Annotated in this window: 27 protein-coding genes; 22 read left to right on the top strand and 5 right to left on the bottom strand. The window is 65.5% G+C overall.

Annotated features, from left to right (window positions below; genetic code table 11):
* Positions 1-2 precede the first annotated feature (2 nt).
* The 9 genes from lpxD (at position 3) to fba (ending at position 7966) form a co-directional block, all read left to right on the top strand.
* The gene (lpxD, locus tag LY254_RS02645) at positions 3-1070 is read left to right on the top strand and encodes a UDP-3-O-(3-hydroxymyristoyl)glucosamine N-acyltransferase (protein WP_010317432.1); all 1068 of its coding nucleotides are present in this window, start codon (positions 3-5) and stop codon (positions 1068-1070) included.
* A 27-nt stretch (positions 1071-1097) separates the two neighbouring features.
* Positions 1098-2180, top strand: coding sequence for a 3-isopropylmalate dehydrogenase (gene leuB / locus LY254_RS02650; RefSeq protein WP_247478726.1), 1083 nt, complete (start codon positions 1098-1100; stop codon positions 2178-2180).
* Between the two features lie 78 nt (positions 2181-2258).
* A complete protein-coding gene (locus LY254_RS02655; RefSeq protein ID WP_247478728.1) occupies positions 2259-3161 on the top strand; it encodes a phosphoribulokinase in 903 nt (300 codons plus the stop codon).
* Positions 3162-3279: 118 nt separating this feature from the next.
* Positions 3280-3546, top strand: coding sequence for a hypothetical protein (locus tag LY254_RS02660; RefSeq protein WP_247478729.1), 267 nt, complete (start codon positions 3280-3282; stop codon positions 3544-3546).
* Complete coding sequence (locus tag LY254_RS02665) at positions 3546-4388, top strand: A24 family peptidase (RefSeq protein WP_247478730.1); 843 nt, start codon at positions 3546-3548, stop codon at positions 4386-4388. The genes LY254_RS02660 and LY254_RS02665 overlap by 1 nt, the downstream gene beginning before the upstream one ends.
* A gap of 35 nt (positions 4389-4423) precedes the next feature.
* A complete protein-coding gene (accD, locus tag LY254_RS02670; protein WP_247478731.1) occupies positions 4424-5299 on the top strand; it encodes an acetyl-CoA carboxylase, carboxyltransferase subunit beta in 876 nt (291 codons plus the stop codon).
* Positions 5300-5304: 5 nt separating this feature from the next.
* Positions 5305-5715, top strand: coding sequence for a hypothetical protein (locus LY254_RS02675; RefSeq protein ID WP_247479710.1), 411 nt, complete (start codon positions 5305-5307; stop codon positions 5713-5715).
* Positions 5716-5733: 18 nt separating this feature from the next.
* Positions 5734-6843 carry a Gfo/Idh/MocA family protein gene (locus LY254_RS02680; RefSeq protein ID WP_247478732.1) on the top strand — a complete coding sequence of 370 codons (1110 nt, stop codon included), beginning with the start codon at positions 5734-5736 and terminating at the stop codon, positions 6841-6843.
* Between the two features lie 49 nt (positions 6844-6892).
* Complete coding sequence (gene fba / locus LY254_RS02685; protein WP_010317460.1) at positions 6893-7966, top strand: class II fructose-bisphosphate aldolase; 1074 nt, start codon at positions 6893-6895, stop codon at positions 7964-7966.
* A 57-nt stretch (positions 7967-8023) separates the two neighbouring features.
* Here the strand turns inward: fba and LY254_RS02690 are convergent, their stop codons facing one another.
* Complete coding sequence (locus tag LY254_RS02690) at positions 8024-10906, bottom strand: UPF0182 family protein (protein WP_247478733.1); 2883 nt, start codon at positions 10904-10906, stop codon at positions 8024-8026.
* Between the two features lie 127 nt (positions 10907-11033).
* On the opposite strand from LY254_RS02690, the gene thrC reads away from it, so the two are divergent.
* From thrC to LY254_RS02705, 3 genes are all read left to right on the top strand, one after another.
* Positions 11034-12314, top strand: coding sequence for a threonine synthase (gene thrC, locus LY254_RS02695; protein WP_010317464.1), 1281 nt, complete (start codon positions 11034-11036; stop codon positions 12312-12314).
* A 40-nt stretch (positions 12315-12354) separates the two neighbouring features.
* Positions 12355-12630, top strand: a complete 276-nt coding sequence (locus LY254_RS02700; protein ID WP_010317466.1) for a MoaD/ThiS family protein — start codon at positions 12355-12357, stop codon at positions 12628-12630.
* A gap of 90 nt (positions 12631-12720) precedes the next feature.
* Positions 12721-13704, top strand: coding sequence for a cupin (locus LY254_RS02705; protein ID WP_247478735.1), 984 nt, complete (start codon positions 12721-12723; stop codon positions 13702-13704).
* Here the strand turns inward: LY254_RS02705 and ftsH are convergent.
* Positions 13663-15543, bottom strand: coding sequence for an ATP-dependent zinc metalloprotease FtsH (gene ftsH / locus LY254_RS02710; protein ID WP_371820497.1), 1881 nt, complete (start codon positions 15541-15543; stop codon positions 13663-13665). The two genes, LY254_RS02705 and ftsH, sit on opposite strands and share 42 nt — an antisense overlap.
* Positions 15544-15631: 88 nt before the next feature.
* Here ftsH and rpmF point away from each other — a divergent pair, with 88 nt between their 5' ends.
* Positions 15632-15808, top strand: coding sequence for a 50S ribosomal protein L32 (gene rpmF, locus LY254_RS02715; RefSeq protein WP_010317471.1), 177 nt, complete (start codon positions 15632-15634; stop codon positions 15806-15808).
* 64 nt (positions 15809-15872) lie between these two features.
* On the opposite strand, the gene LY254_RS02720 is transcribed toward rpmF, so the two are convergent.
* Positions 15873-16217, bottom strand: a complete 345-nt coding sequence (locus LY254_RS02720) for a DUF565 domain-containing protein (protein ID WP_010317472.1) — start codon at positions 16215-16217, stop codon at positions 15873-15875.
* Entirely contained in the window at positions 16214-16975 is a 762-nt protein-coding gene (locus tag LY254_RS02725) for an HAD-IA family hydrolase (RefSeq protein ID WP_247478737.1), read from the bottom strand. The genes LY254_RS02720 and LY254_RS02725 overlap by 4 nt, the downstream gene beginning before the upstream one ends.
* A gap of 101 nt (positions 16976-17076) precedes the next feature.
* On the opposite strand from LY254_RS02725, the gene recJ reads away from it, so the two are divergent.
* Positions 17077-19017 (top strand): single-stranded-DNA-specific exonuclease RecJ, encoded by a 1941-nt coding sequence (gene recJ, locus LY254_RS02730; RefSeq protein ID WP_247478738.1) that lies wholly within the window; start codon positions 17077-17079, stop codon positions 19015-19017.
* A 76-nt stretch (positions 19018-19093) separates the two neighbouring features.
* Here recJ and psb30 read toward each other — a convergent pair whose 3' ends face one another.
* A complete protein-coding gene (gene psb30, locus LY254_RS02735; protein ID WP_232197314.1) occupies positions 19094-19225 on the bottom strand; it encodes a photosystem II reaction center protein Ycf12/Psb30 in 132 nt (43 codons plus the stop codon).
* Between the two features lie 92 nt (positions 19226-19317).
* On the opposite strand from psb30, the gene LY254_RS02740 reads away from it, so the two are divergent.
* The 8 genes from LY254_RS02740 to acsF all read left to right on the top strand — a co-directional run bounded on the left by LY254_RS02740 (position 19318) and on the right by acsF (position 25627).
* Positions 19318-19698: a YkgJ family cysteine cluster protein gene (locus LY254_RS02740; RefSeq protein ID WP_247478740.1), complete on the top strand. Its 381-nt coding sequence runs from the start codon at positions 19318-19320 to the stop codon at positions 19696-19698.
* Entirely contained in the window at positions 19698-20072 is a 375-nt protein-coding gene (locus tag LY254_RS02745; protein ID WP_247478742.1) for a TMEM165/GDT1 family protein, read from the top strand. Before LY254_RS02740 ends, LY254_RS02745 begins: the two co-directional genes overlap by 1 nt.
* Positions 20073-20077: 5 nt before the next feature.
* Positions 20078-20389, top strand: a complete 312-nt coding sequence (locus tag LY254_RS02750; RefSeq protein WP_247478744.1) for a TMEM165/GDT1 family protein — start codon at positions 20078-20080, stop codon at positions 20387-20389.
* A gap of 118 nt (positions 20390-20507) precedes the next feature.
* Complete coding sequence (locus LY254_RS02755) at positions 20508-22790, top strand: RNB domain-containing ribonuclease (protein ID WP_247478745.1); 2283 nt, start codon at positions 20508-20510, stop codon at positions 22788-22790.
* Between the two features lie 3 nt (positions 22791-22793).
* Positions 22794-23432 (top strand): flavin prenyltransferase UbiX, encoded by a 639-nt coding sequence (locus LY254_RS02760; RefSeq protein ID WP_247478755.1) that lies wholly within the window; start codon positions 22794-22796, stop codon positions 23430-23432.
* 20 nt (positions 23433-23452) lie between these two features.
* Positions 23453-23974 (top strand): hypothetical protein, encoded by a 522-nt coding sequence (locus tag LY254_RS02765; RefSeq protein WP_050778488.1) that lies wholly within the window; start codon positions 23453-23455, stop codon positions 23972-23974.
* 45 nt (positions 23975-24019) lie between these two features.
* Positions 24020-24451 carry a DUF2996 domain-containing protein gene (locus tag LY254_RS02770; protein ID WP_010317487.1) on the top strand — a complete coding sequence of 144 codons (432 nt, stop codon included), beginning with the start codon at positions 24020-24022 and terminating at the stop codon, positions 24449-24451.
* Between the two features lie 78 nt (positions 24452-24529).
* The gene (acsF, locus tag LY254_RS02775; RefSeq protein WP_010317488.1) at positions 24530-25627 is read left to right on the top strand and encodes a magnesium-protoporphyrin IX monomethyl ester (oxidative) cyclase; all 1098 of its coding nucleotides are present in this window, start codon (positions 24530-24532) and stop codon (positions 25625-25627) included.
* The last annotated feature ends 139 nt before the right edge of the window (positions 25628-25766 follow it).

Raw genomic sequence — 25766 nt, forward strand, 5'->3', positions numbered from 1 at the left:
CGATGCGCTTCAGCCAACTGCTCAGCCAACTGAGCGAGGTGAAGGCCGCAGGTGGGATCCAGTCCCTTCAGCACCACCTCGGGGAGGACCCGGAGCTGGGTGCCGCCGCCGCCCTCGACCAGGCCCTCAGCGGTCAGATCAGTTTTCTTGAGGCTGGCAATGCCCTGGCGGCCGCCCTCAATGCCAGCGGCGCCAGCGCCGTGCTGCTGCCCGCCAAGGGCAACGAATGCGAGGCCGCCCAGGCGGAAGCCACGGCCAAGGGCATGGCCTGGGTCGCCCTGGCTGACCCACGGCTGGGTTTTGCCGAGACGCTCGACACCCTCTACCCCCGTGCCCCCAAGGCTCCGGGTGTTCACCCCAGCGCCGTGATTGCACCGGAGGCGGTGGTGGGCATGGGGAGCCATGTCGGCGCCAACGTGGTGATCGGCAGCGACGTGCAAATCGGCGCCTCCTGCACGATCCACCCCAACGTCGTCATCTACGACGACGTGCAGATCGGCGATGGCTGTGAACTGCATGCCGGCGCCGTCCTGCACCCCGGCTCCCGCCTGGGACGCGCCTGCGTGGTGCACTCCAATGCCGTCGTCGGCAGTGAAGGCTTTGGCTTTGTGCCCACCGCCAGCGGCTGGCGCAAGATGCCCCAGACCGGCCTGGTGGTCCTCGAGGATGCCGTTGAGGTGGGCTGCGGCAGCACCATCGATCGCCCCTCCGTCGGCGAAACCCGGATCGGCGCTGGCAGCAAGATCGACAACCTGGTCCACATCGGCCACGGCGTCACCACGGGCAAGGGCTGCGCCCTGGCGGCCCAGGTCGGCATTGCCGGCGGCGCCAAGCTGGGCAACGGCGTGATCCTGGCCGGCCAGGTGGGCCTCGCCAACAAGGCCGTCATGGGCGATCGCTCCATCGCCTCCTCCAAGTCCGGGGTCCACGGGGAAGTGGCCGCCGGTGAGGTCGTCAGCGGCTATCCCGCCATCCCCAACCGCCTCTGGCTGCGCTGCTCAGCGGCCTTCAACAAGCTGCCCGAGCTCGGCAAGGCGCTCCGCCAACTGGAAAAACAAGTCAAGCCGTAGCCTCCCCCGAAGCCCAGGCGGACGTCGATGACCAGCTTCCGGATCACCCTGCTCCCCGGTGACGGGATCGGTCCTGAGATCACGGCGGTGGCCCGCCAAATGCTGGACGCGGTCAGCCGCAGCCACGGCTTTGAGCTGGTCTACAACGAGCAGCCCATGGGGGGGTGCGCCATCGACGCCACCGGCGAACCCCTGCCCGCCAGCACCCTCGAGGCCTGCAAGGCCGCCGATGCCGTGCTTCTCGCCGCCATCGGCTCGCCGCAATACGACACCCTGCCCCGCGAGAAGCGCCCGGAGACCGGGCTGCTGGGCCTGCGCTCCGGCATGGGGCTCTTCGCCAACCTGCGTCCGGTGAAGATCATCCCGGCGCTGATCGATGCCTCCACCCTCAAGCGCGAGGTGATCGAGGGGGTCGACCTGATGGTGGTTCGCGAACTCACCGGGGGCGTCTACTTCGGCACTCCGAAGGGCCGCGTTGAGGCCGACGGCCGGGTGCGTGGTTTCAACACCATGGCCTATTTCGACGATGAGATCGATCGCATCGCCAAGGTGGGCTTTGACATTGCCCAGCAGCGCAGCGGCCGCCTCTGCAGCGTCGACAAAGCCAACGTGCTGGATGTCAGCCAACTCTGGCGCGATCGCGTTGAGGCCCTCCACGCCAGCAGCTATGCGGGCGTGGAGCTGAGCCACATGTACGTGGACAACGCCGCGATGCAACTCGTGCGCAACCCCCGTCAGTTCGACGTGCTGCTCACCAGCAATCTCTTTGGCGACATCCTTAGCGATGAGGCCGCGATGCTCAGCGGCTCCATCGGCATGCTGCCCTCAGCCTCACTAGGCGAAAGCGGCCCTGGCCTGTTTGAACCGATCCACGGTTCTGCCCCCGACATTGCGCGCCAGGACAAAGCCAACCCGATGGCCATGGTGCTGAGCGCCGCGATGATGCTTCGCGTGGGTCTCCAGCAAGATGCCGCCGCGACGGCACTCGAGCAGGCCGTGGACCGGGTCCTGGCCCAGGGCTATCGCACCGGTGATCTGATGGCCGAGGGCTGCACACAACTGGGCTGCAAGGCCATGGGCGATCAACTGCTGGCCGCCCTCGAGGCCTAAAGCAACAGGGATCAACGGATCGGCGGGATTGGCCACGCGACCTGCCAAACTCGCCGCTAGTTCCACCGATCCCTGCGCATGTCGAAGCGTCACCCGGTTGTTGCTGTCACCGGTTCCTCCGGCGCAGGCACCAGCACTGTGAAGCGTGCCTTTGAGCACATCTTCAAGCGCGAGGGGATCACCCCTGCGGTGGTGGAAGGCGATAGCTACCACCGCTACGAGCGGGCCGCCATGAAAGAGGCCATGGGCGCGGCCCTGGCCAAGGGCGAGAACTTCTCCCACTTCGGCCCTGAGGCCAACCTGTTCGACAAGCTCGAAGAGCTCTTCCGCAGCTATAGCGAAACCGGTGCTGGCCAGAAGCGCTACTACCTCCACTCCGTGGAAGAGGCCGCTGACCACAACGCCCGCCTCGGCACCAACCTCGAGCCCGGCCAGTTCACCCCCTGGGAGAACATCCCCTCAGGTACCGACCTGCTCTTCTACGAAGGCCTCCACGGTGGCGTGAAGGGCGAGGGCTACGACGTCGCTGGCCTGGCTGACCTGCTGGTGGGCGTGGTGCCCATCGTCAACCTGGAGTGGATCCAAAAGATCTCCCGTGACAACGCTGAGCGCGGCTACTCCGCCGAGGCCACCGTTGACACGATCCTGCGCCGGATGCCGGATTACATCAACCACATCTGCCCGCAGTTCAGCCAGACCGACATCAACTTCCAGCGTGTCCCCACCGTGGACACCTCGAACCCCTTCATGATCCGGAACATCCCCACCCCGGATGAGTCCTTCGTGATCATTCACTTCCGCAAGGGTGCTCGTGAGAAGTGGGGGATCGACTTCACCTACCTGCTCGACATGATCCACGATTCGTTCATGTCCAGCCCCACCTCGATCGTGGTGAACGGCGGCAAGATGGGCTTCGCGATGGAGCTGATCCTGACCCCGATCATTCACCGCATGATCGAAGAGAAAAAGAAGCTGGCCTGAGCCAACTTCACCCCTAGGCTGGGGCGCAACTGGCGGACACGGTCCTCCCACATCGGTTGCTCCTCAGCCCAGTCGTATCAACCCACCAGCTCCTCTCTCCTTTGAGATTCGAGGCGCGGTGGGTTCTTCTGTATCTGCGCAACCCCGTTGGGATCGGATCAATAGCGCCGCGGTGATTGCCCAGGCGCGGAGGGTTTACTTCCAGTTCCTTGAGCGCTCCGTCTCGGCCCTGGAGCCCCAGGGGATTGTGCTGAGCCCAGGGCAAGGGCGGGTGGTTTTTGAACTGCCGGTGCTCCTGCCCGAGGAGCAGTTCATCCCACTGGACTGGGTCCGGTCCCGCCCGTCCCGCAGCCGTCCCTCCCGCTCGCCCTACCGGGGTCTCTGATGCTCAGCACTCTTCCCAGCACGGTTCTGCTGCTGATCACTGCGCTGGGTCTGTGCATCGGCAGTTTTTTGAACGTCGTCGCCTGGCGTTATCCCCGCCAGGAGTCCGTGGTCATGCCCCGCAGCCACTGCCCCCACTGCGGCACGGGCCTGGGCTGGAGCGAGAACATCCCGGTTCTCAGCTGGCTGCTACTACGCGGCCGTTGCCGCCACTGCGGCAGCTCCATCAGACTGCGCTACCCGGCGGTGGAGCTGCTCTGCGGCGGTCTGTTTCTGGCGGCAGCCCTGGGCCATCCTGAAGCCCTGGGGCAGGCCCCCGCCGTTCTGCAGCTGCTGGCCGGCTGGTGCCTGGTGACCCTGCTGCTTCCGCTGCTGCTGATTGATCTGGATCAGCTCTGGTTGCCGGAGCCCCTCTGCCGCACCGGGGTTCTGCTGGGCTTTGTCTTCAGCCTGCTGGCGGTCTTCAGCCAAAGCGGTGGTCCAGAGCCGCAGCTCCTGCTTTGGCATCTCCTGGCTGCCAGCGCTGGCCTACTGGGGTTTGAAGCCACCAGCGCCGCCGGCCAGAAGCTGCTCGGGAAACCTGCTCTGGGTCTTGGGGATGCCAAGTTGGCTGCCCTGCTTGGCGCCTGGCTGGGCCTGACGGGATTGGGCCTGAGCGTCGCCCTGGCGGTCTTCTCCGGGGCGCTCTTTGGTCTGGTCGGTCTGCTCAGCGGCCGGCTCAAGCGCGGCCAACCCTTCCCCTTTGGCCCCTTCCTGGTGGGCGGCGGACTGGCGGTCTGGATGGCTGGAAACAGCTTCTGGCTGCAACAGCTGGGCAAGCACTTGGGCTGGAGCGCCCTTTAATGGTCTGATCAGACCATCCGGAGACCGCTATCACCATGTCGCTGTTCGACTGGTTTGCCGATCGCCGCAAGACCGCTCCTGCGGTGCGCAATGCCCAGGAGGTCAGCGAAGACGATGGCCTCTGGAGCAAGTGCCCCGAATGCGGGCTGGTGGTCTACCGCAAGGACCTGGCCGCCAACGCCAGTGTCTGCAGCGGCTGTAGCTATCACCACCGCATCTTTAGTGAGGAGCGGATCCGTCTGATCGTCGATGAGGGCAGCTTTGAGGCCCTCGACACCGAACTGTGTCCCACCGATCCCCTCGCCTTTAAGGATCGCCGCAGCTACGCCGACCGCATCCGCGACACCCAGCGCGCCACCGGCCTCAAAGACAGCGTCATCACCGGGATGTGCACCGTTGAGGGCATTCCGATGGCCCTCGGGGTGATGGATTTCCGCTTCATGGGCGGATCGATGGGATCGGTGGTCGGCGAGAAGCTGGCTCGCCTGATCGAAACCGCCACCGCCAAGCGCGCGCCTGTCTTGATCGTCTGCGCCTCTGGTGGCGCCCGCATGCAGGAGGGGATGCTCTCCCTGATGCAGATGGCCAAGATCTCCGGGGCCCTGGAGCGCCACCGCAAGGCTGAGTTGCTCTATCTACCCCTGCTGACCCACCCGACCACTGGTGGCGTCACCGCCAGCTTCGCGATGCTCGGCGACCTGATCCTGGCGGAACCCAAGGCCTTGATCGGCTTCGCGGGCCGGCGCGTGATCGAGCAGACCCTTCGGGAGAAGCTGCCGGATGATTTCCAAACGGCGGAATACCTGCAGGACCACGGTTTTGTCGATCACATCGTTCCCCGCCCCAAACTGCGCAGCACCCTGGTCAGCCTGCTAACGATGCACGGCTACAGCAAAGCGGTCGCCGCGTGAAGCGAATCCTTGGCGCCGTCTGCGGTCTCCTGCTGGGGCTGGTCCTGCTGAGTGGCCTTCCCCAACCGGTCTTCGCGGGCCCGGTGGATTGGCAGGAGGTGCCCGTCACCAGCGAAGGACAGCAGTGGTGGGATCGCGGCAGCCTGCGTCTGAACAAGAACGGCAATCTGACGGTGCTCAGTCGCTTCCAACCCCCGACCCCGGAGGCGGGTGCCGATGGCAAGGAGGTCCGCCCCCCGGCCAGCAGCCTCTACGTGATGGAGCTGGACTGCGCGCAGCGCCTCTACCGCGACACCTCGGTCAATGGACTGCCCCAATGGGGAAGCCAGTGGCAGGCCTCCGCCAATGACGGGTTGATCGAATCCACCATCGAAGCGGTCTGCGCCGCCGGGGAAGAGCTCCTGGCAGGCTCCTAACAGCAACGCCGAGCCGCCGTGACCGGATCCAGCACCCAACAGCGTCCGTTAGGGGTGGCCCTTGTTGGCTTGGCATTCGGCGAAAAGGTGCACCTCCCCGCCCTACGGGACTGCCCCCTGACCGAACCGGTGGCCCTCTGGCACCATCGCAGCGAGCGGCTCGATCAGGCCTGCCGCAGCCACGACCTCCCAGGCTTCAACGATTTCGATGCCCTGCTGGCCGATCCCCGGGTGGATGCCCTGGTGATCGCCACGCCCCCTGAACCGCGCTTCGCCCTGGCCCAGGCGGCCATTGCCACCGGGAAGCACCTGCTGCTCGAGAAGCCCGTCGCCCTGGAGGCCGCCCAGGTGGAGACCCTCCAGCGCCAGGCCCTCCAGGCCGGGGTGACCGTGGCCGTGGACTTCGAATACCGCGGCGTCCCGGAATTTCAACAGTTCGCCGCGCTCCTGCAGGACGGCGCCGTCGGCACGCCCTGGCTGGTGAAATTGGACTGGCTGATGGGGAGTCGGGCGGACGCCAGCCGTCCCTGGAACTGGTATTCCCAGCGGGCCGCCGGCGGTGGAGTCCTGGGATCCCTCGGAACCCATGCCTTTGATACCCTGCATTGGCTGGTTGGCCCGACCCGCAGCCTGAGTGCCCAGCGCAGCATGGCCATTCCCCAGCGCCCCCTGGCCGATGGCAGTGGGCGGATGGCGGCAGTGGATGCCGAAGACATCGCCCTGCTGCAACTGGAGCTGGAGGACCACCAGGGCCGCTCGATCCCTGCACAGGTGGCGCTGGGCTCGGTGACCCGTCCAGGTCGGGGCTATTGGATCGAGGTCTATGGCAGCGAAGGCAGCCTGGTGCTGGGATCCAGCAACCAAAGCGACTACGTCCACGGCTTCAAACTTTGGCGCTCCGGCAGCAGCGGGGCCCTGGAGGAGATCAGCCCCGATCCCAGCCTGGCCTTCCCCCAGACCTGGCCCGATGGCCGTCTCGCCGCCGTCCGCCGAATCACCCAGTGGTGGGCCGAGGCCGCCATCGAGGGCCGACCCGTGGTGCCCGGGCTCGCGGAAGCCTTCTCGAGCCAGCGGGTTTGCGATCTGGCACTGGAATCTGCGGATGCTGGACTCAGGGCCAGGGTTTAAGGGAAAAGGCGCCGGTTAGGATCCCCGCCAATCCCTTATTGGTGTCCCCATGGCGCTCGTTCCGCTTCGGCTGCTGCTCGACCACGCCGCTGAAAACGGCTACGGCATCCCTGCTTTCAACGTCAACAACCTGGAGCAGGTGCAGTCGATCATGGAGGCTGCCTATGAGACCGATAGCCCCGTCATCCTTCAGGCCTCCCGCGGCGCCCGTCAGTACGCCGGTGAGAACTTCCTGCGCCACCTGATCCTGGCTGCCGTTGAGACCTATCCCGACATCCCCGTCGTGATGCACCAGGACCACGGCAACAGCCCCGCCACCTGCTTCGGCGCTGCCGCCAACGGCTTCACCTCCGTGATGATGGACGGCTCCCTGGAAGCCGACGCCAAGACCCCTGCCAGCTACGACTACAACGTGGCTGTCACCAAGGAAGTGGTGGACGTGGCCCACGCCATCGGCGTGAGCGTTGAGGGTGAGCTGGGCTGCTTGGGCTCCCTGGAGACCGGCATGGGCGAGGCCGAGGACGGCCACGGCTTCGAGGGCAAGCTGGACCACAGCCAGCTGCTGACCGACCCCGCTGAGGCTGCCGACTTCGTCGCCAAGACCAAGGTTGATGCCCTGGCCATCGCCATCGGCACCAGCCACGGCGCCTACAAGTTCACCCGCAAGCCCACCGGCGAAGTGCTGGCCATCAGCCGCATCGCTGAGATCCACAAGGCCATCCCCAACACCCACCTGGTGATGCACGGCTCCTCCTCCGTGCCCCAGGAATGGCTGGAGATGATCAACAAGTTCGGTGGCGCCATCCCCGAGACCTACGGCGTGCCCGTCGAGGAAATCCAGGAAGGCATCCGCAACGGTGTCCGCAAGGTCAACATCGACACCGACAACCGCCTGGCCTTCACCGCCGCTGTGCGTGAAGCCGCGATGAAGGATCCCGCCAACTTCGACCCCCGCCACTTCAACAAGCCTGCCCGGGCCTACATGAAGCAGGTCTGCCTCGATCGCTACCAGCAGTTCTGGTGTGCCGGCAACGCCAGCAAGATCAAGCAGCGCGACATCAACTACTACGCCGGCCTCTACGCCAAGGGCGAGCTGGACCCCAAGTCCGCTGTGGCCGCCTGATTCAGGCGTCGCACTGAATGACCGGGGCCCTTCGGGGCCCCTTTTTTTGTCCTCGAATTAGGGAAGGACCGGCTGGGGCAGGGTCAAGGCGCGCATGCCCCCACTGGGTTGGACCGACACCAGGCGCGCCAGGGCCTCATCAAAGGTGGGCTCCATCACAAAGCGTCTCCCGTCGGTGACCACAACACGCACCAGGGTGGGCAGGGCGTTGTTGTTGCTCTGCAGATAGATCGGCTCGACATAGAGCAAGCCCTGGCCAACGGGCATCGCCAACAAATTGCCCCGCAGCAGGCGGGAGCCGACGCGATTCCAGAGGCCAAATTGATAGCTGATGGCCGGGTCCTGCTCGATCAGGGCCGAAATTTGCTGAGGTCCCAGAAGCAGACGCTGCTGGGGGAAGCGCACCAAAAACAGCTCGCCGTAATTGGGGGTGTCGTTGCGGGCCGCCAGCCAGCCCACCATGTTTGGGCGCTTTAGAGGCGTGAAGGGCAGCAGCAGCACAAACTCGGGACGCTGCTCACCGGGCAGCTGCATCGTCACGTGATATGGACGGACGGGAGCCGAGGCATCGCCGTAGATCTCCAGCGGCAGGGCCCAGACGTCATCACCGTTGTAGAAGGTGCGCACGTCGGTGACGTGGTAGCGCAGCAGACGCTCGGCCTGGATGTTGAACTGACTCTTGGGGACCTGGATGTGGGCCAGCAAGGCCTTGGGCATCGCTGAGAGGGGACGGAAGAGATCCGGGAAGACCTTCTGCCAGGTCCGCAGCACCGGGTCGTTCGGATCGTTCACATAGAGCCAGACATCGCCGTTGTAGGCATTGACCACCGCCTTAACGGGGTTGCGGAAGTAGCGAATGCCATCGGGGTTGGCGTCTGAATAGGGGTAGCTGCGGCTCTCGGTGAAGCCGTCAAGCATCCAGTACTGATGGTGCTCGGGCCTGTAATCGGGGTCGTCCTCGACGCGGGCCGTCACCAGATAGGGCTTGCTCTCAAAACGCAGGAACGGAGCCAGGGCCTGCAGACGCTCGTTCACCTGCCGGCGCACCAGCAGGCGGGAGGAGGGAGTCAGGGAGCCGGTGAAGAGCAGCCGCACCTCATTCAGGTAGATCGCCGCCATCAGGCGATCCAGGGGCCCGTGGATTGGAACCCCCGCCTGCCCGTCGTAGCGGGAATAGACGTTGAGATCGCCCTCGGGGTAGTCGAACTCCCGCACCTGGGAGGGGGCAATCGCGTAGGGAGCGGGAGCGGAGGCGAAGTAGAGCCGCGGGCGTCCCACAGGCAGGTACTGCTCCACTCGCTTCTGGCTCTGGCCCAGCTGGGGCAGGGCCTGAACCCGGCCGCTGCGGCCCAGGTCCTTGACGAAATACAGCGGCAGCCCATCGCTACCGGAGACGTTCACCGGCGAGACAGTGAAGCCGTAGCCGTGGGTGAAGACCAGGTGACGGTTCAGCCAAGTGCGGGAGCCCTTGGCCAGCGCCGAGGAATCGAGTTCCCGGGCTGCGATCAAGACCTGCTGGGAGCCCAGCGCGCTGGCGTCGGCATTCAGGGGATAGCGATCGACGGCCGCGGAGGGGAAGTCGTAGTAGAGACGCAGTTGCTGCAGCTGGCGATTGGCCTCCAGCAGGGGCCCGCTATCCCAGAGCCGCACGTTGGCCAAGGTGCCCTCGGCGCTCTTGAGATCGGCGGCGCTGAGCTGCTGTTTGGGCTCGAGATCCAGCTCACGAACGGCCTCGAGGCCAAAGGCCCGGCGCGTCGCCGCAATGGCGCGCCTGAGGTAGGGGGTCTCCAGTTGCAGCTCCCGGGGCTGCACCCAGACCCGCTGCACCAGGGGCGCCAGACCCCATTCCACGATCGGCAGCAGGCAGGCGGACACCAGCAGGGGCAACATCGCCGCGCGGCGAAACCAGGACCGGGGCACCGGCACCAGCAGTCCCAGGCCACTCATCAACAGCAGCAGGGCCAACAGCAGCCGCAGGGGAAGACGAATGTGCAGGTCAACAAAGCCAGCCCCCGAAGCCACCCCACTGCCTTCGACCATCAGGTCAAAGGGACTGAGGCCGTAACTCAGGGCCGCCATCAGGGCCAAGACCGCCAACTGCGGTTGCAGCACTCGTTGCTGCTCGCGGCTCAACCCTGGAAAGCGCAGATCGGTGAGTGAGGTCCCTTCCGAGAAAGTCAGCCAGAGGCAACCAACAAAACCAATCAGGACCTGGGCGATCACCAGGCTGACCAGCAGGTGCAGGGCCGGCAGGCGCAGCACCGTGAAGCTCAGGTCAAAGCCCGTCAGCGGGTCGGCCTCGCCAAAGGGAACGGCCAGCAGACCCGGCAGCCAGAGGCTCCAACCACGGGCGCAGGCCGTGGCCGAGCCTGCCAGGGCGGCCGCCAGGCTGATCCGCAGGGTGCTGTAGGGCCACCGCAGCAGACAGGGGAGCAGGACCACCGCCAGGCCGAGCACCAGTGCTGGCGGCAGGTCCGCCAGGACCGAGAGGCCGGTGATGACCTCACCGCCAAAGGGATCCAGGATCAGGCCCCGGGCCTGCAGGAAGAGATAGCTCAGGCCCATCACCAGCAGCAGGAGCAGGCCGGTCAAGACCGCCACCAGCGGACCGCTGGCGAGGGGCGCCAAGGGGCGTTCCCGCAGCTGCTTGCGCGGGGCCTCCTGCCTCAGGCGCCAACAGCGGCGCAGCTGCTGCAGCTGCAGCGGCAGGCCCAAACCCAGGACCAGAGCAAAGGCCAGGCACTGAAACAACCAGCGGCGCAGCACCACCGTGAGGGCATCGAACTGCGCAAACCACTGCGCCTCGATCACCAGGCGCGGCAGAAGCACCAACAAACCCAGCACCAGGGCAGCACTGGCCAGCCAGCGCAACAGCCGCTTGAGGCCTTGAACCGATACCTGCACAAGCCGAGCCGATCCCTGGCCGAGACTAGGCAGCACAACCGGCCGGTCAAGCCGCCACGGGGGATCTCAAGACAAACCTGGAGATACCCGATCCTGCGGGTCGGGTTTAAACCTGCCTGTGAATTGGCGCTGCTAATTTCGTCCCAACGTTCAGGATCTGAACTTGACCGCAACCCTTTCCCGCTCCAGCGTTGGGCCGACCTTCACCGGACTGCGCTGCAAGGAATGCGGCCAGGCCTATGACCCTGGGGCACGTCACGTCTGTGAGGACGTCTGCTTCGGTCCCCTCGAGGTGGTCTACGACTACGAGGCGATCCGCAACCGTGTCAGCCGCGCCACCATCGAAGCCGGTCCGGCCTCCATCTGGCGCTACCGCGATTTCCTGCCGATCGAAGGGGATCCGATCGATGTCGGCACCGGCTTCACCCCCCTGCTGAAGGCCAACAACCTGGCCAAGCGCCTGGGCCTCAAGAGCCTCTACATCAAGAACGACGGCGTCAACATGCCGACCCTGTCCTTCAAGGACCGGGTGGTTTCAGTGGCCCTGACCCGTGCCCGCGAGCTGGGCTTTAAGACCGTCAGCTGCGCCTCCACCGGCAACCTCGCCAACTCCACCGCCGCCATTGCCGCCCACGCCGGACTGGAGTGCTGCGTCTTCATCCCAAGCGACCTGGAGCTGGGCAAGGTGCTGGGCACCTTGATCTACAACCCCACCCTGATGGCGGTGAAGGGCAACTACGACCAGGTGAATCGCCTCTGCTCCGAGGTGGCCAACACCTACGGCTGGGGCTTCGTCAACATCAACCTGCGCCCCTACTACTCCGAAGGCTCCAAGACCCTCGGCTACGAAGTGATCGAGCAGTTGGGCTGGGAACTGCCCGACCACATCGTCGCGCCCCTGGCCTCCGGCTCCCTCTTCACGAAGATCCGCAAGGGATTCGACGAATTCATCAAGTGCGGACTGGTGGAGGAGAAGGCCGTGCGCTTCAGCGGCGCCCAGGCCGAGGGGTGCAACCCCATCGCCACCGCCTTCCGCGAGGGCCGCGACTTCATCACCCCGGTGAAGCCCAACACCATCGCCAAGTCGATCGCCATCGGCAACCCGGCCGATGGCCCCTATGCCATTGACATTGCCAACCGCACGGGCGGCAACATCACCGACGTCAACGACACCGAGATCGTTGAAGGCATCAAGCTCCTGGCTGAAACCGAGGGCGTCTTCACCGAAACCGCAGGCGGCACCACCATCGCCGTCCTGAAGAAGCTGGTGGAGCAGGGCAAGATCAACCCTGAAGAGCGCACCGTGGCCTACATCACTGGCAACGGCCTCAAAACCACCGAGGCCGTGGTGGATGCCATTGGCAAGCCCTACACGATCGAGGCACAACTCGACGCCTTCAACACGGCTTGGAAGCAAGCCCAGGCCGATCAAGCGCAGGCCTGATCACGACCGACCGCCAGTCCACACCCTTCCACTCCCCGCCATGCCCGTTCAGGTCCTGATCCCGACCCCCCTTCAGAAGTTCACCAACGATGAGGCCAGCGTCTCCCTGGACGCCTCCAGCGTCGATGGCCTGATTGACGCGCTCGATGGCCGTTACCCCGGTCTCAAGGGACGCCTCTGTGATGAGGCCGGCAAACTGCGCCGTTTCCTGAACGTCTACGTGAACAGCGAGGATATTCGCTTCCTCGAGAACCAAACCACCCCCCTCAAGGATGGGGACGAAGTCAGCATCGTTCCCGCCGTCGCTGGGGGCTGATCCTGCGCTGTAGCGATTCCTGCAGCAGCCAGCCACTCATGCATGCAGGCTCGCCCCAGAGCCACCTCTCCATGGACCTGGTGTCACCCGATGACTCAAACCCCCGATCGTCCATCAGCGGATCTTCGGCTCAGCGTCCAGGCTGAGGCCAACCAAAACTCGCCTGTGGCCGACAAGGCCCTGCTGTTTGATTACCGACAGGCGGCCAATCCGATCCGCAGGGGTCTCACCGAACCGATCCCCTATCGCAGCTGGGGACCTGAACTCCACGGCAGCGGTCCCAGTGGAATCATTCCGCTGGACCTCAGCGCTGAATTAGGCACCACCGGCCCAGCCACCAGCCCCGGCCTCGCAGCCCACTTCATCCGCATCGAAGCTGGAGAGGGCGTCCGTGCCGCGGCAAGCGCCACCAGTTCCCTCTTCTTTGTGCTCTCCGGCACGGGCGTCTGCCATGGCCGTGAGGCCGAGCAGGACACCAGCATCCACTGGAGCGAGGGCGATCTGTTCGTGCTGCCCTCAGGCGGCACCCCGTTGCTTGAGGCCAGCAGCACCAGCGTTCTCTACTGGGTGCACGACGCCCCCCTACTGAGCTACCTGGGGGTCGTGCCCAGCCAGCCGCGCTTCGAAGCCACCCACTACCGCGCCGAATGGCTGCGCTCTGAGCTGCTCAAACTGGCTCAGCAACCGGGGAGCGCGAGCAGCAACCGCATCAGTCTGCTGCTGGCCAACCGCGATCTACCCAGCACCCGCACGGTCACCCATGTGCTCTGGGCGATGTACGGCATCGTTCCTGACGGAGCAACCCAAGCACCCCACCGCCATCAATCGGTGGCCCTGGATCTGATCATCGATTGCCAGCCTGGGGTCTACACCCTGGTGGGTACCGACCTCAACGCCGATGGCACCATCCGCAATCCCGAGCGGATCGACTGGCAGGCCGGTGGTGCCTTCATCACCCCACCGGGCTACTGGCATTCCCATGTGAATGGAAGCGGTCAGCCCGCCTACCTGCTGCCGATTCAGGACGCCGGCCTACAGACCTACCTGCGCAGCCTCGATATTCGCTTCGCCTAGCTCACTGGCGCGCTCGACCACAGCGCGGAACTCAGGCCCCTCGATGGTTTCGCGCTCGATCAGCAGATTGACCAACTCGTCCATCAGTTCCCGGCGGCACTCCAGCAAGGAGACCGCCTGGCTGAGGGCACGGCGGGCCAGCTGCTGCACCTCGGCGTCAATGCGGTTCCCGGTTTTCTGGGAGTGATGGGGTTCTGAGCGCAACCAATCGCGACCGAGGAACACCTCTGAGCCCTCGCCCTCCAGGGATAGGGGACCCAGGGCCGAGAAGCCATAGCGCGTCACCATCTCCCGGGCGATTCGGCTGACCATCTCCAGGTCACTCGAGGCGCCCTGGGTGATTTCGCTCGGTCCGAAGACCACCAATTCAGCTGCACGGCCGCCCATGGCCATCACCATCCGCGCCTCCAGGTAGGCCTTGCTGATCAGGCCCGAATCCAGGACCTCCTCGTCGGGCATCGTGCGGGCAAAACCACCGACTCCGCCGGAGCGGGGAAGCAGGGTCACCTTGTCGAGGTCGTCCGACTTCGGCAGCAGGGTGGCCAGCAGGGCGTGGCCAATTTCGTGATACGCAATCAGGCGCTTCTTGGCGTTGTCCTGAAGCGGCGCGGCCGTGAGACCCATCGTGATGCGCTCAAGGGCATCGCTGATGGCCTCATCGTTGATGCTCTGCCGCTCGCGCCGGGCCGTCAGGATCGCCGCCTCGTTGAGCAGGTTCGACAGGTCAGCCCCAGAGAAGCCAGGGGTCCGGCTGGCCCAATCCGAAAGGGAAACCTCAGGTTCAAGCGGTCGGGAGCGGGCATGGACCGCAAGGATCGCCTCGCGCCCGCGGCGGTCCGGCAGGTCCACATGGATCCGGCGATCGAAGCGACCGGGGCGCATCAGCGCGGCATCGAGAACATCAGGTCTGTTGGTGGCCGCCAACAGGATCACCCCGGAGTTTTCGGCGAAGCCATCCATCTCCGTGAGCAGCTGGTTGAGGGTCTGCTCGCGCTCGTCATTGCCTCCACCGATCCCGGCGCCCCGCTGGCGTCCAACGGCATCGATCTCATCGATAAAGATGATGCAGGGAGCCTTCTCCTTGGCCTGCCGGAAAAGATCGCGCACCCGGCTGGCGCCAACACCCACAAAGAGTTCGACAAATTCCGAGGCGGCCATCGAGAAGAAGGGCACACCGGCTTCACCGGCAATGGCCTTGGCCAGCAGGGTTTTGCCCGTTCCGGGGGGCCCCACCAACAGCACACCCTTGGGAATGCGGGCCCCGACGGCCGTAAAGCGCTCTGGCTCCTTCAGGAAGGCCACCACCTCTTGCAGCTCTTCCTTGGCTTCGTTGATGCCGGCGACATCCTCAAAGCGCACAGCCACCGCAGCTTCCGGTTCCGCCATCCGCGCCTTGCTGCGGCCAAACCCCATCGCTCGGTTCGCCACCTGGCTGGAGCGACGAATCAAAAGAGCTAAGCCCGCGAAGAGCAGCAGCAGCAGCAGACCGTTGGAGACCAGGCTGGCGGTGGCCCGATCCTGACGGTCGTCGCGAACCGTGAGCGGCACCTGGGCTTCCTGGGCCGTTCGCAGCAACACCTGGTCGTTGCTGAAGACCGGCACCTCAGCACGGCTGCCATCGGCGTAGGTCACCTGGACCTCCCGGCGGCCTGGGGAGAGCAACAGTTCCTTGACCTTGCCGCTGCGCAGTTGGGTCAGCAGTTGGCTGTAGCTGGGGGGCGCCGGGCGGCTGATGCCGAGATCGCGCCAAAGCTCTGAACGCCTGGACTCAGGGGCGGGGGACGCTTGGGATGAGGGCACCTGCTGCGCTAGCTGACTCGGAGACGCGCCGCTGCTCACATCAATCTGTCGTTGGCTGGAGCTTAGCGATTTGACGAAAGGAAAGACGACAAGGGAAGATCTTGGTTTGGCTGACTAGGTAAGCGGGATGGCTGTTCCCAAGAAGAAAACGTCCAAGGGCAAGCGGAACCAGCGCCACGCCACCTGGAAAGGCAAGGCTGCTGTGGCAGCTCAGAAGGCTCTCTCCATCGGCAAGGCTGTGCTGAGCGGCCGCGCCCAGGGCTTCGTCTATCCCGTGGCTGAAGAAGACGGCGACGACGCCTGATCGCAGGCTTCAAATCGGACTCTGCTGCCTCTCTTGAAGCAGCAGAGCTCCACTGATTCGATCGTTACGATCCCAGCTTGAACGCCTCCAGGACCACGGCATAGACCAGGCCGATCCTCAGGTTGTCGAGCACGAGCCATCCCAACGGCGGACGTCCCTGGACGATTCGGGTGCGCAGACGCACGACCATCTCCAGCAGCACGACCACCGAGAGCACCACCAAGGGGCGCTGACCAATGGTCTGCAGCCACCAGCTGGTGACGTTCTGGCCGGCATAGAAGCCGAACAGCAGGGCGAGGAGGCCAGCACTGCGGCGACGCCAACTGCCCTGGAACGATCCCCAGAGCAGCTGCGCTCCCTGACGCTGCAGGCGATCAAAGCGGGTGGCCTGAATGGGCATCCGGGTCATCCGCCTGGAAACAGTCGCTGCAGATAGGACAGCGTGATCTGGCCCTCAGGGCAAGCCGGGCCGCGCAGGACCTGACAGGGCACATCGGGATCCCCCAGCCCATCCAGCAGCGCCGCTGCCGCCGCGAAATGGGACGCCGGTTCATGGGAACTGGAGGCGCTGCGGGTGGCCAGCACCGTCAAACCGGCCCGATGGGCGGCCGTCACCCCGTGGCCGGAATCCTCCAGGGCCAGGACGCCCTCGGGGGCACAGCCCAGGCGTTCCAAGGCCAGTTGATAGCCCTGGGGGTCCGGTTTCTTGGCGCTGACATCCTCCCCGCACACCCAGAAGGCCAGCCAGTCCCGGTGGTCCGGCAGCTGACGCTCCAGCAGGGCCTGCACCGCCGATCGACCACTGGTGGTCACGATGGCCTGGGGCAGACCCGCTGCCGCCGCAGCGGCCATCAACCGCAGGACACCGGGCCTGAGCTGAATCTCACCCGCTGCGACCAGTTGGCTGTAGTGGGCTTGCTTGGAGCGTTGCAGGGCATCCAGCCGTTCATCGCTTGGGCGACAGCCCTCCTGCTGCTCCAAAAACACAGCCATCCGCTCCCGGCCACCGGTGACCCGCAGCAACGGGAGATAGGTGGATGGGTCCCAGTGAAAGGGCAGTCGCGCCTCGGCCATGGCGCGGTTGAAGGCCAGGCGGTGGCCATCCAGCTCCGTCTCGGCGAGGGTGCCATCCACGTCCCAAAGAAGAGCCTCGGGGGCCAGTCGCACCAAGGGGCTGCCGAATGCTGGGGTGAGGCTAAGGGAGCTGGACGCCAGGGCCTGGACAGAGCCTGCTCACGGCTCAGAATGCAAGCTGACGAATCGCAAGCGTGCTCCTCGAGTCTCCAGAGCAACGCTTGTTCGACCAGCGCCTACAGCAGAACTGGCAGCTTCCCGCTGCGGTGGCCCTCGAGGAGCTCCCCGGCGACGTGCAGGCCCTGGGACTCTCAGAGCCCATCCTTGCCCTGCTCAGCCGACGCGGCTTTGGCAGTGCTGCCGCGATCGAAGCACTGCTGAACCCCGCGGATGCCCCCGATCCCAAGCACCACTTCCCCGACTTAGGCCTGGCGGTCAAGCGCCTGAAGCAGGCCTGCAAAACCAACGAACGCCTGGCGATCTGCGGCGACTACGACGCCGATGGCATGACCAGCACGGCGCTCCTGATCGGTGTCCTGCAGCAGTTAGGGGCGCAACCGCAAGCGGCCATCCCCAGCCGCCAGTCCGATGGCTATGGGCTGAATGTCTCGATGGTGGAGGAGCTGGCCGCTGAGGGCATTCGACTGCTGGTCACCGTGGACAACGGGGTCTCCGCACGGGAAGCACTCGAGCGCGCCCAGGCGCTCGGCCTCGAGGTCATCGTCACCGACCACCACACCATTCCCGAGGAGCGGCCGCCCCTCAGCGCCCTACTGCACCCGCAGTGCACCCCGGAGGACTCCCCCTACCGGGGCTTGGCCGGGGTGGGCATGGCCTACGTCCTCGCCGGCGCCCTGGCCAAGGCCAACCGCTCAGCCAAGGCTCTGGCCATGGCCCTGGACCTCTTCTGCATCGGCACCATCGCCGACATGGCTCCGCTGCAGGGGGTCAATCGCCGCTGGTTGATGGACGGCTTGCCACGGCTCAAGGACAGTCCGCTGCCGGGGCTCCAGGCCCTGCAGCAGGTGGCCGGTCTCGACGATGTGCCGATCGACGCCGGTGCCGTTGGCTTCCAACTCGCCCCCCGGATCAACGCCGTCGGACGGCTGGGGGATCCGCGCTTGGTGGTGGATCTGCTGACCACCGATGACCCGGAGCAGGCCCTGGAACTGGCCCGGGAATGCGAGAGCTTGAACCGCCAACGCCGGGAGCTCTGTGATGCCATCGAGGCGGAGGCACGGGCCCTGGCTGAAGCGGATGGAGACCAGCGCAGTCCATTCCTACTGCTGGCCCAAAGCCATTGGCATCACGGCGTAATTGGCATCGTGGCGGCCCGTTTGGTCGAGCACTACGGCGCCCCCGTCGCCCTGCTGGCCGCCGAGGGGGATGGCCGGATGCGGGCCTCGGTGCGGGCGCCCAAGGGCTTTGCCGTCGATGCCGCCCTCCAGGCCTGCGGTGATCTGCTGGAGCGGTTTGGTGGCCACCCCGCCGCCGGGGGCTTCACCGTCAAGGCCGAGCGGGTCACGGCCCTGCATGAACGGCTCAACGACCTGGCGCAGGTCTGGCGCGAGCGGGAGGGCCTGCAGCTGGTCATGCCCGAGGCCCTGCTGAAGCTGGAGCAGATCAACCGGCCCCTCTGGCGAGAGCTGCAACGGCTGGAGCCCTTCGGCATTGGCAATCCCACCCCACTCTTCTGGAGCTGTGGCTGCACGATCAGCCAACAGCGGGAGCTGCGGGGTGGTCACCTTCAGCTCAGCCTGCGCCAGGGCGAAGCGCGGGTGCGGGCCATGGCCTGGCGCTGGGGAGCGGTTGGCCATCTGCTGCCGAAGCAGGTGGATGTGGCCTATCACCTCAGGCTCAACCGTTGGAACGGCGAAGAGAGCCTTCAACTCGAGGTGGTGGGCATCCGCCCCAGCAGCGGAGAAGCGCTGGTGCTCCAACGCCAGGAGCGCAGTTACTGGGTGCGGCGGGAGGGCAACGTCGTGGTGATCCGCAACGCCGATGGGGAGGAACTCCGGGGCGAAGCCCAGCAGGGCCGGCTGGAAGCCCTTCAGATCGATCACCCGAAGGCGGAACACCCCTATGTGAAAGCCCTGGTTCAAGACGCAGCCAGGGCGATGGGACTGGCGGCCTAGAGACAACAAAGCCCCCTGAAGAGAACCTCCAGGGGGCCAAGCGTGTCGATGAAGCGGAGGCCTAAGACCCTTCCAATCAGAGGGCGCCGCGGCGGTAGAAGAGGATGAAGATCACGGCCGGGCCGACCAGGGTGATCAGGAACAGGGCAGCGAAGTTGGCGATCAGGTGGAAGTCGATTCCCATGGGAGAACGGCTCGGGAGCTGCACGTGTTTGCAGCAGCCTAAAAGCAGACGAGCCGACGCCGCCCCCGCAGGGATCGCTCCTGTGACGGGTTGTCACAGCGCCTGGGGGATGAACCATGGCTGAGACCCTTCAATGGCGCTGCATCAGCGGCTGCGGCTCCTGCTGCCGCCTGGACCCCGGGGAGCGCAATGAAGCCCTCGACGCGCTGAACGAGGAGCAGCAGCAGCTCTATCTCTCGATGGTCGGGCCCGACGGCTGGTGCATCCACTTCGACACCGGCTCCAGTACCTGCCGCATCTACGACGAACGGCCGGTCTTCTGCCGCGTCGAAAACCTGGCCCAGCTATTCGACGTGCCCTCCGAGGAGGCCAACGACTTCGCCATCGCCTGTTGCCGGCAGCAGATCCGCTGCGAACACGGCGGTCGTGGCATCGTGATGAAGCGTTTCGAGCAGGCGATCCGCCAGCCCGCTGAAGACAACGATCGCCAGCCCTAATGCCTGAGTCCGCCCCGAGCAGCGACACGCCTCAACCGGAATCCACGCAACCGCAATCCAAAAAAGAGGAGAAGGCCGCCAGCTTTGGCGCGGTCTTCCTGACGACCTTCACCACCGTCTTCCTCGCCGAGTTGGGCGACAAGACCCAACTGGCTGCGCTGTTGCTCTCGGCGGAATCAGGCCGTCCGGTCTTGGTCTTTATTGGCGCCTCCCTAGCCCTGATCAGCTCCAGCCTGGTGGGGGTCGTCCTCGGGCGCTGGCTCTCGCGGGTCCTGCCCCCCGGTCAACTCGAACGCCTGGCCGGGATCTTGATGATCGCCCTCGGTCTTTGGCTCGGCCGGCAGGCCGCCGTCAGCATGTTTCCCCTGGCCTGATTGCCATGCAGCTCCCTCTCCTGGCCTCAACCTTCCTGACGGTCTTCCTGGCCGAGTTGGGCGACAAGACCCAACTGGCGATCGTCACCATCAGCGGCACCTCGAGCCGCAGCGGCGCCGTCTTTGCCGGCAGTGCCAGCGCTCTGGTTCTCGCCAGCCTGCTTGGGGCAGGCGCCGGGGGGTCCCTCTCCGCCGTCATCCCGACCGATGCCCTGCAGCTGGCCGCCTCAGTGGGTTTTCTCGTGATCGGCGGCCGTCTGCTCTTAAAAGCTGGCCAGGACGATGAACCCGAGGAAATCGCCCAGGACGCTGAGTAGGATGGTGAGGCCTCAGTAGCACTCGAAGGCGTTGGCCGTCTTCAAGTGATGCCTGGGGCACGCAGAACCACCACCTCATTTGGGCTTGTCCGCTCCGCAGAAGCCCACCCCAACAGCCATGAAGTTCACGGTCGCGGACCTCATCGAGCAGCTCCCGCAGCAGGAGCCCCTCAGCCTCAGCAAGCTTGAGAAAGGCCTGGGCCTGAGCACCAAGGCCGACAAGGAACAGCTGCGCATCGCCCTCACCGCCCTCGCCCGCGCTGGGGTGCTCGAGGAAGCCGACGAGGGCATCAGTCGCGTCGAGGACGAGGGCCTGATCGAAGCCCGGCTTCGCTGCAGCAGCAAAGGGTTCTGCTTCGCCCTGCGCGAGGACGGCGGAGAAGACATCTACATCCGCGACAACCAGCTCAACCACGCCTGGAACGGTGACCGGGTCCTGGTTCGGGTCACCCGTGAGGGCGGGCGTCGGCGCTCACCGGAGGGTGGGGTGCAATGCATCCTGCAGCGCAACACCACCAGCCTCCTGGCCCAGGTGGAGCAACAAAACGACCTCCTGGTGGCGGTCCCCCTGGACGACCGTCTGTTGACGGCCATCAACCTGCCGGCCGGAGATAGCGAGCACCTCAAACCCGCCACCGAAGCCGTGGTGGAGGTCAAGGTCGATCGCTACCCCGTCGGGCAACTCGCCCCCGAGGGCCACGTCGCCCGCAGCCTTGCGGTCAATGCCGGACCGGAGGCTGATCTGGATCTGCTGCTGACCAAACACGGTCTGCGGGAGCTGCCGGCCGCACCGAAGAGCACGGCCAAGGCCCTCGACCTCAAATCCCGGGATGACCTGAGCGCTCTACCCACCCTTGTGCTGCAGCTCTGGGGCAGTGCTGAAGCGCCACTCCTGCCAGCGGTCTCCCTGGAATCCCTGGAGAACGGCCAGCGGCTCTGGGTGCACGCCCCTGCCATTGCTGAACGGGTGGGTTTTGGCAGCGCCCTGGACCTCTTCCTGCGAGAGCGGAGTGAAGCGCTCTGCGTCGGTGAAAGCTGGCTGCCTTACCTGCCCAGCGCCACCACCAAAGCAGCGGCCTTCAAAACCGGAACACCCGCTGCGGCCCTCTCGGTGGCCCTCGATCTCAACGCCGAAGGGCAGCTGGAGCACTTCCGCTTCTGCCGCAGCACCATCTCGGCCGACGGGCTGGTTGACACCAAAGCCCTGCAGGCCCTGGCCGATCGCAAACCGAAGGCGCGCACGACTCCTGCCGCCCTGAAGGGGCTCAAGGATCAACTGCCCCTGCTGGAGCAGCTGATCGCCCTGGCCCAGACCCTCCGGCAGAACCGCCTGAGCCAGGGCTCGATTGATCTGGACCTGGGCATCCCCAACCTGGAGGGGCTCGCGGAGCTAGCGATTCCCGAGCCGGATGAGCGCCGCCAGGGCTGGATGGTTCAGCTGGATCCAGCCCTCTCCACCGCCGGTTTGCTGCGGGAGATGGTCCTCCAGGCTCACCGGGCCTTGGGACGCCACATGGCCGCTCTGGAGCTCCCGGCGATCTATGCCCTCAATGGTGCGCCCGATGCCGAGGCCCTCAACGACGTGGCCAAAGCCGCTCTGGCCCTCGAGATCCCCCTGGAACTCTCCGCCGATGGCAACGCCAGCGCCCAGGAGCTGGCCGTGGCCTTCGCCGCCAGTGACCGCGCCCGGGTGCTGCAACAGCAACTGCGGGACCCCCTGAAACCCGTCAGCCTCAGTGCAGAGCCCGGCAGCAACACCCTGGCCGCAGAGGACAAGGCCTACGCCCCTTGGTGCTGTGCGGCCCTGCACTACGCCGACCTCTGGAACCAGCACCTGTTGGTGCTGTTGATGAGTGAGGGGAAAGATCGTCCCTCCGTGCGGCACAAAACCCGCGTCGACATCACCTCCGATGAAAGCCATGGGGTGATCGACTGGCCCCTGCTCACCGCCAGCCAGCTCTCCCCCGTCGAGGAGGCCCTCACAGGAGCACTGCTGCATCGCTTGAACGAGCGCGGCCGCTTTGTGAGCGAACTCCAGGGCGACGCCCTGGCCATGGCCCAGGCCCGTCAAGCCGAACCGCTTGTGGGCCAAACCCTGACCGGAACCATCAGCGGCGTACAGAGCTATGGCTTCTTCGTTGAAGTCCCTCCGTCGCACGTCGAGGGCCTGGTGCACGTCAGCTCCCTGAAGGACGACTGGTACGAGTACCGCTCCCGTCAGAACAAGCTGGTGGGTCGCAAGAACCGCCGCGCCTACATGCTGGGCGACCAGGTGGAAGTCACCATCCAAAAGGTCGATGTCCTGCGGCATCAGATCGATCTGGCCGTGGTCCTGCCCGAGGGTTACGAGGAGTTCAGCCCCGACGACTCCAGCGACACTGACGCGGACGGCGAGGACTGAGCGTTGAGCGACAGCAGCGCCCAGGCAGCGCCGCTGCCCATCGTTCTGGCCGTCTCCGGAGCCAGTGCTCAACCCCTGGCCGAGCGGGCCCTCCAGCTGTTGCTTCTAGCCGGGGAATCCGTCGATCTGATTGTCAGCCGCGGAGCGATCGGCGTCTGGCAAGCCGAACTCGGTGTGCGTGTCCCCAGCGAGCCATCCGCCCAGGAAGCCTTCTGGCGCGAACGCCTTGGCTGCAGCAGCGGGGAGCTGCGTTGCCACCGCTGGAATGATCAATCCGTGGCCATCGCCAGTGGCAGCCACCGCACCCGCGGGATGGTGATCCTTCCCTGCTCCATGGGTACCGTCGGGCGAATCGCCTCAGGGGTCGCCACCGATCTGATGGAGCGCTGCGCGGATGTCCATCTCAAGGAAGGCCGGCCGCTAGTGATCTGTCCGCGGGAAACCCCCTGGAACCTGATCCACCTGCGCAACCTCACCACGTTGGCGGAGGCGGGAGCGCGGATCGCCCCCCCCGCCCCCGCCTGGTATCACCAGCCGACATCCCTGGAGGAGATGGTGGACTTTTTGGTGATCCGCGTGTTCGATTGCCTCGGTTATGAGCTCGGTCAGCTGCAGCGCTGGACCGGTCCGATCCAGCCCTGAGGCACTCCATCGCCCCTGTGTTGAAACGCATCCTGCTGCTGCCGCTGCTCTCGCCACTGCTGGCGACCCTGGTCGTGGGAGCGGTGAACCCCAAGCCAGCGGTGGCCGTGCGCGTCCTCACCTGGACCTCACCCGCCCTGCCCCTGGGCCTCTGGATCGCCGGGGCATCCAGCCTGGGGGCTGGCCTCAGCGCGGCCGGGGCAGCCTTGGCTCTGCAGGGCGGAGGACCGCAAATCCTGCCCCGCCGCTCCGTTCGCCGCCGCCCTGAGCCCGAGTCCTGGGCGGGATTCAGCCCGCCAGCTGAAGAGCGCCCGCGGCGAGCAGCGCCCGAGCGGGAGGACTGGGGGGCCGAAACTGAGCCAGAACGTCCGCAAACCGCCTGGGCTGGCCCCAGCCGCGGGGCCGCCGATCCCGCCCCAACGGTGTCCGTTCCCTTTCGCGTCATCCGGCGCGGCCAAAGCAGCGCCAGCGCGACACCCCCACCTGCGGCAAGCAGCCCCGATCCTGACGATTGGGGAAGCAGCAGCTCAGAGGAGTGGTGAGCACTCCCTAAAGTTCAGCCAACGTCTGGATTGAGGCCTGCGCCGGTGACCGATTCCGCCCAACCCGCAGCAAGCGCCGCAGACGCCAAGCCAGCCAAGGCGGCGAAACCTCCGGCCCCGGAAGACAAGCCCTTCGCGGAGTTTGTCCCGAATCTGTTGATTCCGGCTCTGGCCAAGGAAATCGAGGCCTACGGCGGCCCCAGCGACTGCAACCTGAGCTTTGAGCAGGGGCCCATGCCCGTGGTCGGCAGCAGCTGTTGGCAGGTGAAGGGCAGCCTCCCCAATGGGCGGCGCTTCTGGCTCTGCTTCACCAGCGACTCCATCAGCTCGGCCAAAACCATCGCCCTGGCTGAAGCCGGCAGCGAACCGAGCCTGCTGGAGTCATTTTTGATTGACGAGAAAAAAATGACCCAGGCGCTGCTGGTCTCACGGCTGGTGCAGCGTCTGAATGGTCAGAAATGGCTCGGGGCCAACTAAACCTGCGAGTGATGAAGCCCTTCAACGGGCTGGCACCAAAGCCGCCTACGATGGGTTTTGCTCCGTTCAAGCCGCCCGATGGTGCCTCCCACCGCCGTTGCCTCATCTGACGCCGCAACAGCCATCGGCACGCCCAATGCACCGGCCACGAAGGATCCGGTGAAGGACACAATCTTGACTCCGCGGTTCTACACCACGGATTTCGAGGCCATGGCTGCCATGGACCTCAGCCCCAACGCCGATGAGCTGGAAGCCATCTGCGAGGAGTTCCGCAAGGACTACAACCGCCATCACTTCGTTCGCAACGAGGAGTTCGAAGGCGCCGCTGACAAACTCGATCCCGAGACCCGGAAGGTCTTCGTCGAGTTCCTCGAGCAGAGCTGCACCTCCGAGTTCTCCGGATTCCTGCTTTACAAGGAACTGAGCCGTCGGATCAAAGAGCGCAACCCCCTGCTGGCCGAGTGCTTCGCTCACATGGCCCGCGATGAGGCCCGCCACGCTGGCTTCCTCAACAAGTCGATGAGCGACTTCGGTCTGCAGCTCGACCTCGGCTTCCTCACCGCCAACAAGGCCTACACGTACTTCAAGCCCGAATACATCTTCTACGCCACCTACCTGAGCGAGAAGATCGGCTACTGGCGCTACATCGCCATCTTCCGCCACCTCGAGAAGAACCCCGACAGCAAGATCTTCCCGATCTTCAACTTCTTCGAGAACTGGTGCCAAGACGAGAACCGCCACGGCGACTTCTTCGATGCCCTGATGAAGGCGCAGCCCAAGAGCGTCACCGGCCTGCGTGCTCGCCTCTGGTGTCGCTTCTTCCTGCTGGCCGTGTTCGCGACGATGTACGTCCGGGACGTGGCTCGCAAGGAGTTCTACGAAGCCCTCGGCCTCGATGCCCGCGAGTACGACAAGTACGTCATCGCCAAGACCAACGAGACCACCGCGCGGGTCTTCCCCGTGGTCCTGAACGTCGACCATCCGAAGTTCTATACGCGTCTTGAGCGCCTGGTGCGCAACAACGACAAACTCAGCGCTGCTGATGAAGGCAACGCCCCAGCTCCCCTCAAGGTTCTGCGCAAGCTGCCCTACTGGGTCGCCAACGGTGCCGAGATGGCCAAGCTGTTCTTCACGAACCCCATCCGCAGCGAGAACTACCAGCCCGCCGTTCGCTGATTCCTGCGTCATTCGCAGTTCCCCGTAGGGGGTTAGGCCCTGGTCGCTTTGGCCAGGGCCTTCTTGCTAGGACCGTGATGGCCCGCTGCCATCCATGCCCAACCGTCAACAACCCGCGTGATTGCCTCCATCCCGTCCC

The sequence above is a fragment of the Synechococcus sp. NB0720_010 genome, from assembly GCF_023078835.1.
Classification (GTDB): Bacteria; Cyanobacteriota; Cyanobacteriia; order PCC-6307; family Cyanobiaceae; genus Vulcanococcus.